Source organism: Streptomyces sp. NPDC048442 (assembly GCF_040651475.1).
Classification (GTDB): domain Bacteria; phylum Actinomycetota; class Actinomycetes; order Streptomycetales; family Streptomycetaceae; genus Streptomyces.
Genome location: NZ_JBEZKB010000003.1, coordinates 229476 through 245639, shown reverse-complemented (window position 1 = coordinate 245639; position 16164 = coordinate 229476). Strand labels below are relative to the sequence as shown.

The 16164-nt window shown below is 71.4% G+C and carries 7 protein-coding genes; 6 read left to right on the top strand and 1 reads right to left on the bottom strand.

Features of this window, described 5'->3' with window-relative positions:
• Window positions 1–2 precede the first annotated feature (2 nt).
• The 4 genes from AB0D18_RS07015 (at window position 3) to AB0D18_RS07000 (ending at window position 6532) form a co-directional block, all read left to right on the top strand.
• Window positions 3–3923: an amino acid adenylation domain-containing protein gene (locus AB0D18_RS07015; protein WP_362414074.1), complete on the top strand. Its 3921-nt coding sequence runs from the start codon at window positions 3–5 to the stop codon at window positions 3921–3923.
• A gap of 29 nt (window positions 3924–3952) precedes the next feature.
• Window positions 3953–4186, top strand: coding sequence for a tautomerase family protein (locus AB0D18_RS07010; RefSeq protein ID WP_362413756.1), 234 nt, complete (start codon window positions 3953–3955; stop codon window positions 4184–4186).
• 201 nt (window positions 4187–4387) lie between these two features.
• Window positions 4388–5134, top strand: a complete 747-nt coding sequence (locus AB0D18_RS07005; protein WP_362413754.1) for an arylmalonate decarboxylase — start codon at window positions 4388–4390, stop codon at window positions 5132–5134.
• 96 nt (window positions 5135–5230) lie between these two features.
• On the top strand, window positions 5231–6532 hold the full coding sequence (locus AB0D18_RS07000) for an MFS transporter (RefSeq protein WP_362413752.1): 1302 nt from the start codon (window positions 5231–5233) through the stop codon (window positions 6530–6532).
• A gap of 119 nt (window positions 6533–6651) precedes the next feature.
• Here the strand turns inward: AB0D18_RS07000 and AB0D18_RS06995 are convergent, their stop codons facing one another.
• Entirely contained in the window at window positions 6652–7389 is a 738-nt protein-coding gene (locus AB0D18_RS06995) for a 2-phosphosulfolactate phosphatase (protein WP_362413750.1), read from the bottom strand.
• A 233-nt stretch (window positions 7390–7622) separates the two neighbouring features.
• Between AB0D18_RS06995 and AB0D18_RS06990 the strand changes: the two genes are divergently transcribed.
• Both AB0D18_RS06990 and AB0D18_RS06985 read left to right on the top strand, forming a co-directional pair.
• Window positions 7623–10004 carry a GTPase-associated protein 1-related protein gene (locus AB0D18_RS06990; protein WP_362413748.1) on the top strand — a complete coding sequence of 794 codons (2382 nt, stop codon included), beginning with the start codon at window positions 7623–7625 and terminating at the stop codon, window positions 10002–10004.
• Window positions 10005–10182: 178 nt separating this feature from the next.
• Entirely contained in the window at window positions 10183–16134 is a 5952-nt protein-coding gene (locus AB0D18_RS06985; RefSeq protein ID WP_362413746.1) for a DUF5979 domain-containing protein, read from the top strand.
• Window positions 16135–16164: the final 30 nt, after the last annotated feature.

The window sequence follows — 16164 nt, the reverse complement described above, 5'->3', positions numbered from 1 at the left end:
AGATCGCGGCGCGGCCCGAAGCAGTGGCCGTCGTCAGCGGGGAACAGCACTTCACCTACCGTGAATTGGGTCTGGCGAGCGGCCGACTGGCCGCGAAGCTGCACCTGATGGGGGTGGGCACCGACGACTGCGTCGGACTCTTCACGGAGCCCTCGCTCGACCTGATGGTCGGGGCCTGGGGCGTCCTGTTCGCCGGGGCGGCCTATCTGCCGCTCTCTCCGGAGTACCCGGAGGACCGGCTGCGGTACATGATCGAGAACAGCCGTACGAATGTCGTCGTCACCCAGGAGCACCTGCGGGAGCGGCTCGCCGCCCTCGTCCCGCAGGGCACCCGCATCGTCACGCCCGACGAGGCCGCCGAGGTCCCGGCGGCCGATGTGCACCACTGCACGGTGAGCACCGCCGCCGCACGGACGCAGCGGGCGGGCGTGACGGTGCCCGGCCCCCGGCCGGACTCACTCGCGTACGTCATCTACACCTCGGGCAGCACCGGCCGCCCGAAGGGCGTGATGATCGAGCACCGCAGCATCACCTCACAGCTGCGCTGGATGCACACCTTCGGTCACCTGGGCAGCCATGTAACGGTGTTGCAGAAGACCCCGATGAGCTTCGACGCCGCACAGTGGGAGATCCTGGCGCCCGCCACCGGCGCAAGGGTCGTCGTCGCCCCGCCGGGCAGTTACCGGGACCCCGAGGCACTGATCACGGCGGTCAACCGGTACGGGGTGACGACTCTTCAGGGCGTGCCCACTCTCCTCCAAGCCCTTCTGGACACCGAGCAGTTCGGCTCCTGCCGGTCGCTGCGCCGGGTGTTCTCCGGCGGCGAGGCACTCTCGCGGCGGCTCGCGCGCGCACTGCTGGCCGAGCTGCCCGGCACCTCGCTGGTCAATCTGTACGGGCCCACCGAAACCACCATCAACGCGACGACCTGCCTGGTCCACCCCGACGCCCTGGACGACGCGTCCGACAGCACGGCCGGAAACGGGTCCGTCCCGATCGGGGTGCCCGTCGACAACACCCAGTGCTTCATCCTCGACGAGGAGCGCCGCCCGGTCGGCATCGGTACGACCGGCGAACTCTACATAGGCGGCGTCCAGTTGGCGCGCGGCTACCTGCACCGCCCCGACCTCACCGAGGAACGCTTCGTCCCCTCGCCCTTCGTCCCCACCGAGCGCCTCTACCGCACCGGCGACCTCGCCCACTGGAACCCGGACGGCACCATCACCTGCCTCGGCCGGGCCGACAACCAGGTCAAACTGCGGGGCTACCGCATCGAGTTGGACGAGATCGCACTCGCCGTCGAGGAGCACACCTGGGTCCGCCGGGCGGCGGCCGTGGTCACCGACGACGGCCGCACCGGCTTCCAGAACCTGGTGGCCGTCGTCGAGCTGAACCCGCGCGAGGCCGCCCTGATGGACCAGGGCAACCACGGCGGCCACCACCAGTCCAAGGCCAGCAAGCTCCAGGTCAAGGCGCAGCTCTCGCACGCCGGGGTGCGCGACGCCGTGGACCTGCTCGGCCGGCCCGTGCTGGAGCTGCCGGGCCGCGACGGCACCGAGCGCCAGCGCAGGGAGACCTTCGCCCGCAAGACGTACCGCTTCTACGACGGCGGCGAGGTGAGCGGGGAGGACCTGCTGAACCTGCTGGCCGTCCGGAGCCCGGACACCGAGGGACGTGACCTGGCCGAGCTGACGTACACCCAACTGGGCGAGATCCTACGGTGGTTCGGCCCGTTCCGGAGCGAGGATCGGCTGCTGCCGAAGTACGCGTACGCCTCCCCCGGCGCGCTGTACGCGACCCAGCTCTACCTGGAGGCCACCGGCCTCGCGGGCATCGAGGACGGCGTGTACTACCACCACCCCGTCGACCACACCCTGGTGCGGATCGCACCGCCGTCCGACCTCTTCCCGCAGGACGGCGGCCCGGCCTCGCTCCGGCTGCACTTCCTGGGCAAGGACAGTGCGATCCAGCCGGTCTACGCCAACAACATTCGCGAGGTCCTGGAGTTCGAGACCGGCCACATGCTGGGCGTCTTCGAAGAGGTGCTGCCGGAGTACGGGCTGACCGTACGGCCCGTCGGCCACCGGCCTGCGGTACGGGACCTGCTCGGCGCCCCCGAGGAGGACCACTACCTGGGCACCTTCGAGATCATCCGGCACGACAACGCGCCCGCCGCCGACCCGACCGAGCTCTACGTACAGGCACATCCCGGACTTGTCCGCGGTCTGACGGGCGGTCATTATCGTTACGCAGAGGGCGAGTTGGTGCGGTTCTCCGACGGCCTCGTGCACCGCAAGCACGTCATCGCCATCAACCAGGGCGTGTACGACCGGGCCTCGTTCGGCATCACCGTCGTCAGCCGCGCCGCCGAGCCCTGGCTCTCGTACATCGCCATGGGCACGAAGCTCCACCACCTCCAGCGCAACGGGCTCTCCCTCGGCTTCATGTCCGCGGGCTACAGCTCCGAGTCCGGCAACCCGCTGCCCGCCTCGCGCCGCATCGACGAGATCCTCGGTGCTCGGAACATCCCGAGGGGGCCCTCGTACTTCTTCCTCGGCGGCAGGGTCAGCGAGGAGCAGATCCGCAGCGAGGGCATGTACGAGGACTCGGTGCACTCCAAGGGCCCCGCCGAGATCATCAAGGACGAGCTGGCGACCCTGCTGCCCGACTACATGATCCCCAACCGGGTGCTGGTCCTCGACAGCCTGCCGCTCACCGCGAACGGCAAGGTCGACGCCAAGGCGCTCGCCGCCGACGAGACGGTGCGCGCGGCGGGCCGGGACGCCCCGTACGTCGCCCCGGCGACCGCCCACGAGACGTGGCTCGCCGAGGCGTGGGGCAAGGCGCTGAAGTACGAGGACCCCTCGACGGCGGACGACTTCTTCACGGCCGGCGGCAACTCGCTGATCGCGGTCGCACTCGTCAACCGGATCAACCGGGCGTTCGACATCGCGCTGCCGCTCCAAGTCATCTTCGAGGCACCGAAGTTGGTCGCCCTGGCGGCGCGCATCGAGGACGCGGTCACCGCGGAGGGCACTTCGGCCACCACGTCCTCGCGGCTCATCCGCCTGTACGACGGCGGCGGCGACAGCGGCGGCGACAGTGGCGAGGGCGGGGGCGGGGGCGCTACGAAGTCCCCGGCGTCCCCGACTCCCCCGGTGTTCTGCTGGCCCGGCCTCGGCGGCTACCCGATGAACCTCCGGCTGCTCGGCCGGGAGTCCGGACTCGGCAGGCCGTTCTACGGAATCCAGGCGCACGGCATCAACGCGGGCGAGACCCCGTACCCGACCGTGCAGGAGATGGCCGCCGCCGACGTCGCCGAGATCCGCCGCGTCCAGCCCGAGGGCCCGTATCTCCTCTGGGGCTACTCCTTCGGGGCCCGCGTCGCCTTCGAGGCGGCCTGGCAGCTGGAACAGGCGGGCCAGAAGGTGTCGGACCTGCTGCTGATCTGCCCCGGCAACCCGAAGGTGCGCGCCGCCGAGGGCGAGAAGCACGGACGGGAGTCCTCGTACACGAACCCGGCCTACGTGACGATCCTGCACTCGGTCTTCGCCGGGTCGATCACCGGCCCGGAGGTCAGTGACTGCCTGGCGGCGACGCACGACGAGGACAGCTTCGTGAGGTTCGTGCACAGCCGAATACCCACCCTCGGCGAGGAGTTGATCCGCCGGATCACCCGGATCGTCGCCGAGACGTATGAGTTCGACTACCACTTCCGCGAGCTGACCGAGCGTCAACTGCTTGCTCCGGTGACCGTCTTCAAGGCCAGCGGTGACGACTACTCCTTCATCGAGGACGCCACGGGCTACTCCGCGGCCCCCGCGACGGTCATCGACCTGGCGGGCGACCACTACGACGTACTCAAGCAGCACGGAATCGGCGAGCTGGTCACCGCCGTACGCGCCCGACTGCTCACCAACTGACCACTTCCACAAGGTAATTGGAGCAGTCCATGCCCCACATCGACCTGAGCCACTACCCGGCCGACCTCACCGACGTCCAGAGGGAACGGCTGGCCAAGGACCTGACGGCGGTCGTCGTCGAGCACTTCGGCACCTACGAGGGAGCCGTCTCGATCGCCCTGCACCCGATCCCGGCCGAGGACTGGGCCACCCAAATAGTCGCCACCCGCATCACCGGCCAGGAATCCCACCTCCTCAAACCCCCCACCTACCGCACCGACTGACCCGCCCTGCGGGCAGCAGGCCGCCCCGCCCCCTGTGGTGCATCAGGCCGCCCGCCCCTGGGGGCGGAACGGGTGGGCACAGGGGCGGCCCCCGCGCGGAGCCGCACCCCCTGTTCCGCCCACCCCTCGCCCCCGCCCCACCCCGAAGGCCCGCCCCACCCCGAAAAGCCCCGCCCCGCCCCGTACGAAAGGCCCCACCCCATGACCGACTCCCTAGGCCCCCGACTGAAGGTCGGCGTCGTCCTCCCCTCCACCAACACCTCCGCCCAGCCCGAAATGGAGTCCCTCCGCCCGCACCAGGTCACCAACCACACCGGACGGATGCTGATCGGCGACGACTCGATGGTCGACGAGCCGGGCTTTGACCACGTGATGCACAGCATCCGCAGGTCCACCGTCCCGGCGATCGAGAGCGTCGTGAGCTGCAACCCCGACGGCGTGATCATCGGCGTCTCCCCCGAGAGCTACTGGGACGGCCCCGACTCGCACGCCCGGGTCCTCGCCTCCCTCGGCGAGGCGGCCAACGGCCTCCCCGTGATCATGAGCCCCGACGCCATCAAGGCCGCGCTCGACACCTACGAGGCACGCCGCGTCGCGGTGATCACCCCGTATCTGCCCGTCGGCGACGACTCGGTCAGCCGGTTCTTCAAGGACAGCGGCTACGACGTCGTCCGCATCCAGGGGCTCGGCGTGTCCAGCCCGGCGAAGATCTCGCACGTGTCCGAGGCCCAACTCCGGGACACCGTGCGGGAGATCGACGGGCCGGACGTCGACGCCATCGTCCAGGTCGGCACGAACGTCGCGATGACGCGCCTCGCCGCGGTCGCCGAGACCTGGCTCGGCAAGCCGGTCATCTCCAACAACACCGTCCTCTACTGGCACGCCCTGCGCCGCCTCGGCATCACGGACCACGTCCACGGACACGGCTCCCTGCTCTCCGAGCACTGAGTCCGGCCCACCCCTTCCGCTCACCCGCCCCACCCCGCCGAGCCGCGGCGCGGCCGTCCCCCGGGACCGGCCGCCCGCGGCGAACTGGAGACCCTCGTGACCAGCACCGCCAGCACCCCCGACACCGGCGCCCCCGATACCAGCACTCCCGGCACCGGCGCCCCCGGCACCGGCACCGGCACCGGCCGCAACGACGCCCCCCTGCTCACCGCCGCCGAGCCGCCGCCCGCCAAGGAGCGGCTCCCCATCCTGAAGCTCCTCGCGTTCACCGCCGCGGGCTTCCTCGCGATCATGACCGAGACCATGCCGGCCGGTCTGCTCCCGCAGATCAGCAAGGGCCTGGGCGTTTCGGAGGGCCTCGCGGGCCAGCTCGTCACCCTGTACGCGATCGGCTCCGTCGTCGCCGCGATCCCGGTGATCGCCGCGACCCGCGCCATGTCCCGCCGCCCACTCCTCCTCTACGCGGTGGGATCGCTCTTCGTCTTCAACACCGTCACCGCGCTCTCCACCAACTACGCGCTCACCCTCGGCGCGCGCTTCGTCGCGGGCATGGCGTCCGGCGTCATCTGGGGCCTGCTCGCGGGCTACTCACGGCGCCTGGTGCCCGAGCACCTGCAGGGCCGGGCACTGGCCGTCGTCGGCGTCGGCCAGCCGATCGCGCTGACCTTCGGCGTACCGCTGGGCACCCTGCTCGGCTCGCTGTTCGGCTGGCAGGGCGTGTTCTGGATCATGTCGGCGGTGGCCCTGCTGCTGGTCGTCTGGGTCCGGACCCTCGTCCCGAACTTCCCCGGCCAGGCCGCCGAACAGCGCCTGCCGATCCGGAAGATCTTCCTCACCCCGGGCATCCGCCCGATCCTCGCGGTGATCTTCCTGTGGATCCTGGCGCACAACATCCTCTACACCTACATCGCCCCGTTCATGGCGAAGGCCGGTCTCGGCGAGCGCGTCGACGTGATGCTGCTGGTCTTCGGCGCGACCGCGATCGCGGGCATCTGGTTCACCGGGCTGTTCGTGGACCGCAAGCTGCGGGTGCTGACACTGGCCAGCCTCGGCGGGTTCGCCGCCGCCGCGCTGATCCTCGGCATCGGCCAGAACTCCCCCGTCGCCGTCGTCATCGGGGTCGTCGCCTGGGGCCTGACCTTCGGTGGCGCGCCCACGCTGCTGCAGACCGCCATCGCGGACGCGGCCGGTGACGGGGCGGACGTCGCCCAGTCGATGCTGGTGACGATCTTCAACCTGGCGGTCGCCGGCGGCGGCCTGGTCGGCGGTCTGCTCCTGGAGTCCTCGGGTGCGGGCACCTTCCCGTGGGTGCTGCTGGCGCTGGGCGTCGTGGCACTGCTGGTCGTCGGCGCGGCGAAGTCCCACGCGTTCAAGGCGGGCCGCCGCGGCGCGGCCTGACCCGGTGCGTACGGCTCACCAGGCCGTACGCACCAGTCGTACGTACCAGGGCGGTACGGCCGAATCGGCCGTACCGCCGCTCGACGAGCAGCGGACCCCGGCGGCGGCCGCGCGCGGCGTCAGCCTTCCCCCGCACCGGCACCCCCCGCGCGGGCTTCCCCAGCACCGGCATCCCCCGCGCCGGCATCGAAGCACGGACGCAGGACCATGAGCGAGTCCTCCAAGGACGCCACCATGGCAAAGGGGAACCGGTCGACTTCAAGACAGAGCGCGACGTCATCGGGATGGACTCCTTGTCGCACCCCTTCCGCCAGCTCGGCGGCGGCGCGCGACCCGGCAGCGCGGCGGAGGAACTCAGCAGCATCCGTCCCGGCCCCTGCGACTCTCCGGGCGATGTACTGGGCGCACGCCAGATCTTCCTCGGCCTGCCCCTCTTCGCCGGTGACCACGAACGTGACGCTGTCACTCTCGCGGGCCCTCAGGAGCCGGGCCGTTGCCTCCGCCACCACGAAGCCGGCGCACAGCACCAGTAAAGCCTCCTTGACCGCGAGGGCGCCGACCGTGCCTGCCGTGGTCTTCTGCACCACTGTCCGCCCGCCGAGGTCGAAGGACCGCAGCAGGCCCGGCGAGTTGACCATGTCGAACCCGGGCGCGGGCGGACCGTCCTTGAGCGCCGCCCACTCCGGGTGGGAAGCCTTGAGCGCCAGGGCTTCGTCCAGCGACTCAGCAAGAACGATCTTCTCCGCACCCTGAGCGAAGGCCCAGGCAGCCACGGTGAAAGCCCGCATGACGTCCACGACGACCGCCACGGACGGGACTTGGGTCAGATCAGCGATGCCAAGAAAACGAGCGTCCATTCCGGTCATGATCGTGCATGCCCGGCCCGGGGCACCCGGAGGGTGACGCGCATCACGGCGAAGGCCTCAGGATGCGACACCCTCCTTACGGGCATGAATATCCCGCAAAGCGCAGCACGCAGCCCGGGGATCTGCTGGTATGGGTCCGTCGCAGGGAAAAGTGATCTTGGAGGTACGCCAGCCACTTCCGTCCCTGTCGTCCCACCCACCGCACCAAGGGAGCGAGCGACCGCATGAGCCTGGCCCAGCTTCACTACACCTCGGCCGCCGGGTTCACGGCGGTCAGCCCCGAAGTTCCCCGTACGCTCCTCGACGAGGCGGAGGAGGTACTGGCCGCGTTCCCCGCCTCCGCGTTCTCCTTGACCCAACTCTCCGACGGCAGCCGCCTGTTGAGCCGTACGACGACCGACCCGGAGACAGGCGCCGCGCACACTCACGCCGTGCACCTGCCCGCCGGGGAACGGCTGCCGGGCGGCGCGCTGCCCGTCACCGCGTGGGACTCGCCGCGCTGGGCCCCTCTCGCGCCCGCCCCCGGCAGTTCTCCCGCACCGCTGGAACTGCTGACCCCCGCCACGGGCTTCTTCGACCGGGACGGCCTGGCGGACTTCGCCACCGGGCGCGGGCCACGCCTGGCGGGCGTACTGGCGGACGTACGCCGCCTCTGCGAGGACCCGGGGGCGGAGCCGGTGGTGCTGGTCGAGGAGGAGCCGGCGGACATCGCGCGCTGGGTGGCGGTCCTGGGTGCGGCGCTGCCGCGCGAGCACGCGCACGGTCTGACGTTCACCACGTACGCGGAACGCCCGGAGCACGCGCTCCAGCAGATCGTCGGGACGTCGCCCGACGTGGTGTTCCCGGCGGCGGGGTTCCGGGTGCACGGCGAAGGGCGGGACGGGACGGCGGAGTCGGACACGGACGCCTGGTCACAGCCCTCGGCGGAGACAGACGCCTGGTCACAGCCCTCGGCGGAGGACGGCGCCGAGGCGGCGTCGGTCGATGCGCCGGAACCGCCGCCGTGGGCCTGGCCCGGGGAGGGCCCGGACACCGGGGCCACGCCGCGCGTCGGCACGGAATCCGGGACGGGAGCGGAGCTCGGTACCTCACCGGTCCGGACCACAGCCGACTCCCGCAGCAGCGACCCCTGGGCCGCCGTCGCCGCGCAGGTCTGGCTGGCCGGGCGGCCCGAGCTCTTCAAGCGGGCCGCCGCCCAACCCTCCCTCTACGACGGAGAGTTCGAGGCGGGCCCACTTGCCGCGACCGCACTCGGCGCCGGGGTTCCGCTCGATTCCCTGGGGCGTACGGCAGCCGCCACCTGGGCCCGGGAGCACGCCGACGCACTGTCCGCGGGGGACTGGCCCGCCCTGCTCGGCGCGCTCTGCGCACCCGTCCCCGGTTCCCGCCCCGACAGCGAACTGGACGCGCTGGAGCAGCTCGCCGAGCGCATCGACGGCAAGGTGCCCGCCGAGGCGACGGCCCCGCTGTCCGCGCTCCTCGCCTCCGAGGACGACGATCCGGCCGCCGTCCCCGAGCTGGCCCGCCGGCTGGCGCACGAACTGCTCGCCGACCCGGACCGGGCCCGCGGCGCGGCCGTCCGCGAAGCCCTCAGCAGGCACTCGGCACTGCATGCCCAACTCCTCGTACAGCTCGACGAGTTGGCGCCGGACAATCCGTTCTCGCTCGTACGTCTCCTGCACACGGCGGACCTGATGATCGGGACACCGGAGGGCCTGCCGCATCTGCGGATGTGCGCGGCTTACCCGGAGCCGGGCGCCGAGCCGGGGTCAGGCACGGGGGACCGTGACTCCACCCTGCACACCGTGCTGCGCGCAGCCGGGGTGTCCCCCATGATCGAGCCGCTCGTCCTGCGCACCGGCTTCCGGCTGGTCTGGCCCGGCGAGCTCCTGCCCACCCCTCAGGAGGCCCGCTGGATCCTGGGCGAGACGGGCTCGGACGCGCACCGTACGGCGGGCACGTACCCGGAGCTGATCCGGGCCGCCCTCGAAGGCCCGGCAGACGACCCGGACGTCACACCGCTCGCCGCCGACCTGATCCGCTGTTTCCCGCACGAGATCGACGCCCGGCAGCTGGGCGCCCTGCGGCTGCTGGAGTTCGCCGAGTCGCTGGCGGAAGGGCGTGCGGGGGCGGGCCCGGTGGCCACCGCACTCACGCTGCGCTCGGCGGCCCAGCCGGTCGAACCCCCGGTGCTCCAGCGGGTGTTCGGGCTCCTCGCCCGCGACCTGCTCTCCGAGCAGCGCCCGCTGGGCGAGCTCTCCGCCCTGGCCCGCTCCGGCGACCCCGACCTGCTGGGCGCGTACGCCGCGACGGCCCACACGGCTCCGCTCCAGGACCGGCTGCGCACCTCGCCCTCCTACGCCGCCGACTGCTTCACCGCCTGGAGCGCGCACCCCGGCGCAAGCCCCCTGTGGGACGAGACCCGCAGCACCCTCCTGGAGGAGGTCCTGCGCCCCGCGCTCCAGCATCTGACGAGCCGTGAAGTGTCGGCGGTGACCGATCAGTTGAGCCGCTCCGGTGGCAGCCAGGCGACCGACTTCCGCGCCTGGCACCGCTCGTCGGGCGGTGCGCTGGGACGGCTGGCGAGGCGCTTCGGACGAAGGTGACCGAGTGTAACCACCGATGAGGGCCAACGACCGGCCGAGGGCCGACCAAGGGCTGACCACTAGGGCTATTCGGGCACAAAACATACTTACACCCCTCCTTGTGGATAGCTTTCTGGACACGGAGTGTGACTCTGAGGCGCAATGGCACAAAGAGCCAAAGCGGCCAAGGAGCGGAATCGTGCGGGAACGGATCATGCGGAGCGGCCTGGCCACGGCCGTGCTGCTGTCATCGGTGGCGGGCACCCTCGCCGCGGCGCCCGGGGCCGCCGCGCGGGCCGCGGAGGCCGAGGTGGGGATCACCAAGCGGGTCACCGGTGCGGCGATGCCCATCGAGCCCGGGGGCGTGTTCTCGTACACACTGACCTCCTCCTGCTCGTCGCTGACGACGGCGTGCGTCAACCCGGTGGTCGAGGACGTGCTGCCGGCCGGCTTCGACATCACCTCGCTGCCGAAGTCGACCGACACCCGCACGGTGACGTACGACCCGGCCACCCGGAAGCTGACGATCCGGTTCGCCGAGCCGCTCCCGAGCCCACCCGCGCCCGCCGGATCGGCCGGGCTGCCCGCAGGTGTCAGCCGTGACGTCTCCATCGGGATGCGGGTACCCGCCGAGACCGCGCTGACCGACGGCGCGAAGATTCCGAACACGGCGACCATCGACGCCGACAACGCCGATCCGGAGTCCTCCACCGCGGACGTGACGGTCCGCATCCCGCGTGTCGTACGGCCCGCCACCACCAAGAAGTGGTCGTCCGCCTCGGCCGTCGCCCAGTCCGGGGGCACCTCCACCCTCACCCTCGGCGCACGGAACGGCTCCTCCACCTCCGCCGACGTCACCGCGCTGACGGTCGGCGACACGACCCCGGCCCTGTACGAGAACTTCGACGTGACGGGCGTCGGCCCGGTGTCCCGCTTCCCCGCCGGAGCGGACCGGGTGCGCGTCCTGGTGTGTACGAAGCCGACCGGCACCCCCTGTGCACCGGGCGAGTTCACGGCCGGGCCCGTCGGTGCCGGGCCCGGGGTGGCCCTTCCGCCAGGGATCTCGCCGGACCGGATCACGGGCGTGAAGTTCGAGTTCACCGCCGCTTCCGGGGCGAAGCTGCCGTACGACGCGACCGGCGGCCAGGTCGCCCTCGGCGTGAAGCTGCGCGACACCGTCCGCGCGACCGGCGCACCACTGAATCCGACATCTCGTCAGACGGTGCGCAACTGCGCCTCGGTGAGCGCCCGCGACACCACGGCCGGGACGGTCAACGGGCCCGAGGCCTGCGCCACGTACGACATCCTCCCGAACATCGCCACGGTGCAGGGCACCAAGTCCTTCTTCTCCGACACGGACGGGAACTACCGGGAGGACGGCACCGCGATCATCGGCACGAAGCCGCCCGTCAGCATGGTCGTCGGCGCCCGCAACACGGCGTCGTTCCCGGTCGCGACCCTGACCATCACCGAGCCCTCGGCGACGGCGGTCAGCGAGTTCGACAAGTTCGACGCGTCGAAGATGGCGGTGGAGTTCCCCGCGGGCGCAACCTCGGGCACCCTCACCGTGGTCTGCCGCGACGGTTCCACCCCGCCCCCGCTCCAGCTGACCCCGGCCCCCGGCCGGCAGAGCCTGCCCAGCACGGGCTGCCCGGCCGGAAGCCCACCCAAGCAGCTCTCGGTCACCTTCCGCGGCACCGACGCCAAGGGCAGCGGCAGCATCGCCCCCAACGCGATCGGTCAACTCTCCGTGCACGGCGTCCTCAATGACAAGGCCGTCGCCCAGGACGCGGCGGACGGTATCGCCAACTGTGCGGACGTCTCCGCCACCAACCCCGTCGACGGCTCGGGTTCCGGTTCCGGCACCGCCTGCGCGAGCCTGCGCCCGCAGAACCCGCGCGACGACATCCGTACCTCCAAGTCGGCGGACAAGACCGAGATCCCGCCGGGCACCCCGGTGACGTTCACCCTGGACCTGGCCAACGCGGGCACGACGCCCCTCGACAAGCCGGCGATCACCGACCCTGCCGACCCGACCGCCGCCAAAAACCCCTTCGACGTCGTACGCCTCACCGAGCTGAGGGTGCGCTACCGCGAGCCGTCCGGACTGCCCGTACTCCTTGAGGTGTACGACCCGGCGGCCGCGCGGTGGGTGGCGTACGACGCGGCGGACACCGCGCTGCTGACCCGCGCGAAGGGCGTGCGGGCCCGGCTCGCGGACGGCAGCCTGCCGCCGAACGGCCGGATCATGGTCGAGGTGGTGGTGCAGCGCAGGGACGGCGTCGCCGACGACGTCACCTTCCGCAACTGCGCGCGGATCACCTCGGGCAGCCGGGTCGTCAAGGACGACGTCTGCACCGGCGAAAGCAACGTCACCAAGCCCGCCCGGAGCGGCGGTTCCATCCAGAAGTCGATCACGCCGTCAGTGGTCGCCAAAACCCTCCCGGGCGTCCCCCGCCAGGAACCCGACGTACGCATCGAGGCCCGCAACACCGGAAACATCAACCTCAGGGAACTCGTCGTCACGGACGCCGACGCGGACTTCTTCGACGCCGCCGACTTCGTCCGCATCACCGGCGTCACCTTCCCGCCCGGCGCCGACCGGGTGCGGGTCGACGCCTGTACGACCGGCTGCACGACGACGACGCCGACGTACGTCACCGGTACGTACACCACCTCCACCACCCCGGGCCTTCCCAGCGGCGTGGCCGCGGCCGATGTGCGCGGACTGCGCTTCACCTTCTCGCACTCGGGCGGCGGTTACGTGCTGACGCCGGGCGCCCCGGACCGGCGCGGTGCCTGCCCGAAAATCGTCTGCTTCAAGGTCGCGGCCCGGCAGAACCTGCGCTCGGCTCCCGGCACCCCGATCCCCGGGACCGTCTCCGACACGGCGGGCGCGGAGGGCTCCAGCCGGCTCCAGCCGCCGGACGGCACATTCCCGTTCGGGGACAGTACGGCGACGCTGAAGGTGGAGGAGGGGCGCGGCAGGCTGGAGGTCTCGAAGGGCCCCGACTCGCGCATCGGCCCCGGTGAGACGGCTCCCTTCACTCTCACCGTCCGCAACAGCGGCACCGGTCCGGTCAACTCCCTCGTCCTGGCCGACCCGATGCCGGAGCTGCTGCGCCTCGACGAGACGTACGCGGGTGACGGCGGGCTGCCGTTCCGCGTGACGTTCAGGGTGCCCGCGGGTACGCCCGCACCGCCGAAGCCCGTGTACGAGCCCACCCGCGGCCCGGACGGCCGGGTCACGCACATCCGGTGGCGCTTCCCCGACTGGGCGCTGCTGCCGGGCGCCGAGATCAAGGTCACGTACCAGGTGAAGCTGGCCCCGGGAGTGCCGGGCGACTCGGTCGTGCAGAACGTGTTCGGTGCGGGCTCCGAGGTCAACAAGGACCTGGAGTGCAAGCAGAACTCGCCCCGGGACGGCGAGAAGTCCGACGACCCGAACTACGGCGAGGGCCGCTTCTGCACCTCCCGCGCCGAGATCACCACCCTGCCCGGCACGGCCTTCGAGGCCAGTAAGTGGGTCGCGGGCGACGAGAAGCTCGGCTTCTACAACTCGGTGACGAAGAATTACGTACCGCTGGATTCGCCGTCCTGCCCGGTCCTCAAGCACGAGGGCCGCACCTACACCCAGTACCCGTGCATCGCCCTCGTCCAGCCGGGCGACCGCTTCGAGTACCTGCTGCGGGCCGTCAACTCCGGCACCGACCCGACCACCGAGGTACGGCTCCTGGACGTGTTCCCCTACCAGGGGGACACCGGTGTCCTCCTCGGCAACCAGAAGCGCGACACCATGTGGACCCCGCGCCCCCGTCTGACCGGCGCACCCGAGCTGACCGGCCCCGGCACCCTGGAGACCAGGTACGCCACTGTCACCAACCCCTGCTCGGACCTGATCGCCACGCCCCGGCGCAACTGTGCCAAGGGCGACTGGAAGCCGGGCCACACCACCGAGGCCACCGGCGTCGAGATGCGCATCACCTTCCAGACCCAACTGCCGCCCGGCGGCGAGGTGTTCGTCCGGATGCCGATGTCGTCGCCCGTCGACCTGGACCAGCCGGGCAACCCGGCCGTCGCCTGGAACTCCTTCGCGCACTCCGAGACCGTCATCCAGAACGGCCGCAAGCAGGACCTGCCGACCACAGAGCCGCCCAAGGTGGGCGTCGGGATGCGGTTCGGCAATCTGCGCGTCGACAAGATCGAGGCGAACAGGCCGGAGGGCGTCGCAGTCGGCTCGTACAAGGCCCGGTACCGCTGCACGGTCACTCCAGCCGGCGGCACCCCGCAGGTCGTCCTCGAGGGCGACTTCGAGTTCACCCCGTACACCCCGATGGCACTGGTGGGCGTGCCCGCCGGAGCACGCTGTGCGGTCTGGGAGACCGACTCGAACGGCCTGCGCAGCGAACACCTCGGCGAGGAGAACGCGCAGGTCGTCATCATCACCCCGGCCACCCCCGCCGAGCGCGGCGAGCACATCGAGATCACCAACACCTATGTGGACGCTGCGCTGAAGGTCCGTAAGAAGACGACAGGTCCGGCCGCCGGGGAGTTCGGCAAGGGGCCGTTCACGGTCCGGGTCGCCTGCCGCTTCCGGGGCAGCCCGCTGCCCGGCTTCCCCAAGGACCTCACCTTCCACGGTGACGGCGAGCTCCCGCTCGACGGCCTTCCGGAGGGCACCCGCTGCACGGCGACCGAGCCGGACCAGGGGGGCGCCGCTTCGGTGGAGGTCACCGCGACCGACTCGTCCTCCGCCGATGTCGCCGTCATCGGCTCGGTGCCCGGCAGGACGGCCGGCCTGACCGTCACCAACGACTTCCCGACCGGCTCGCTGCGGGTCGTGAAGCAGGTCCGTGGCCCGGGTACCGCATTCGCCGACCGGACGTTCCGCTTCCGGGTGCTGTGTTCCTTCAACGGCCGCAAGGACGCGGTCGTACGTACGGTGACGGCACGGGCACCGTCCCTCACGGGCCAGGTCGACGGCATTCCGGTGGGCGCGGAGTGCATGGTGGAGGAGATCGACCCGGCGGGCGCCGACGAGACTCCGGCGCCGGTCGGCCCGGTGACGATCACCGAGGGCGGCGGGACTCCGACCGTCGCGGTGGACTTCACCAACACCTTCTCCCTCGGCAGCCTCACCCTCCGCAAGGCGATCGAGGGCGCCCCGGCGGACGCGCCGTACGCCAAGGACTACGAGTTCCGCGTCACCTGCATCCGCGAGGCGGAGGGCCCCGACGGTGACCCGGTCGTCGCCTTCGTCCTCCGCAAGCGGTTCACGCTGGAGGCGGGCGAGACGCTGAACGTGCCGGGTGCACTGCCCATCGGCGCGCGCTGTTGGGCCGAGGAGATGAGCGACGGCGGCGCGAGCCACACCGACATCGACCACGGCAGTCACGGCAGTGCGGTCGTCGTCACGAAGGACGATCCGAAGGTGACGATCACCGCGAAGAACTCGTACGAGACGGGCAGGCTGCGCCTCGCGAAGAAGGTCGTCGGCCCCGCTTCCGGCCGCCCCTTCACCCTCGCGCTCTCCTGCACCCTGCGCACCAAGGACGGCAAGGAGCTGACCCTGGTGGACCGCCGCCGCTACACGTTCACGGCGGCCGGTTCGCGTGAGGTCGACGACCTCGGCTTCCCGCTCCCCCGGGGCACCCGTTGCTGGGCGACGGAGCCGGACAACGGCGGGGCGACCAGGAGCACGGTCGACCACGGCACCCCGGAGAAGGCGGTCACGATCGGCGGCAAGGACTCGCAGCCGCTCACGATCACGGCCACGAACACCTTCGATCCCACTCCGCCGCCCGCCAAGGTCCACTTCACGGTTGCCAAGCAGGTGGTGGGCCACGGCCCCGGCCCGTTCGTGTTCCGCGCGACGTGTACGGCACCTGGAGCCCAACAGACCTTCCTCAAGGAGGAGTTCACTCTCCAGGCCGGCCGCAGCCGGACCTTCGTGGTGCCGGTGGGGTCGATCTGCTCGGCGAAGGAGACGAGCGTGCCGCGCGGCGCGAAGGTGACGGTGCGCGACTCGGACCCGACCACTGCGGGCGGCGCGACGGACGGCGTGGTGCGGGCCAAGGGCGACGTCTGGGTGCGGGTCACCAACACGTTCCCGACGAAGCCGGTCAAGCCGACGAAGCCCGGCGGGCGCTGACGGGCACCGACGGGGCGCCTCGCACGGCCG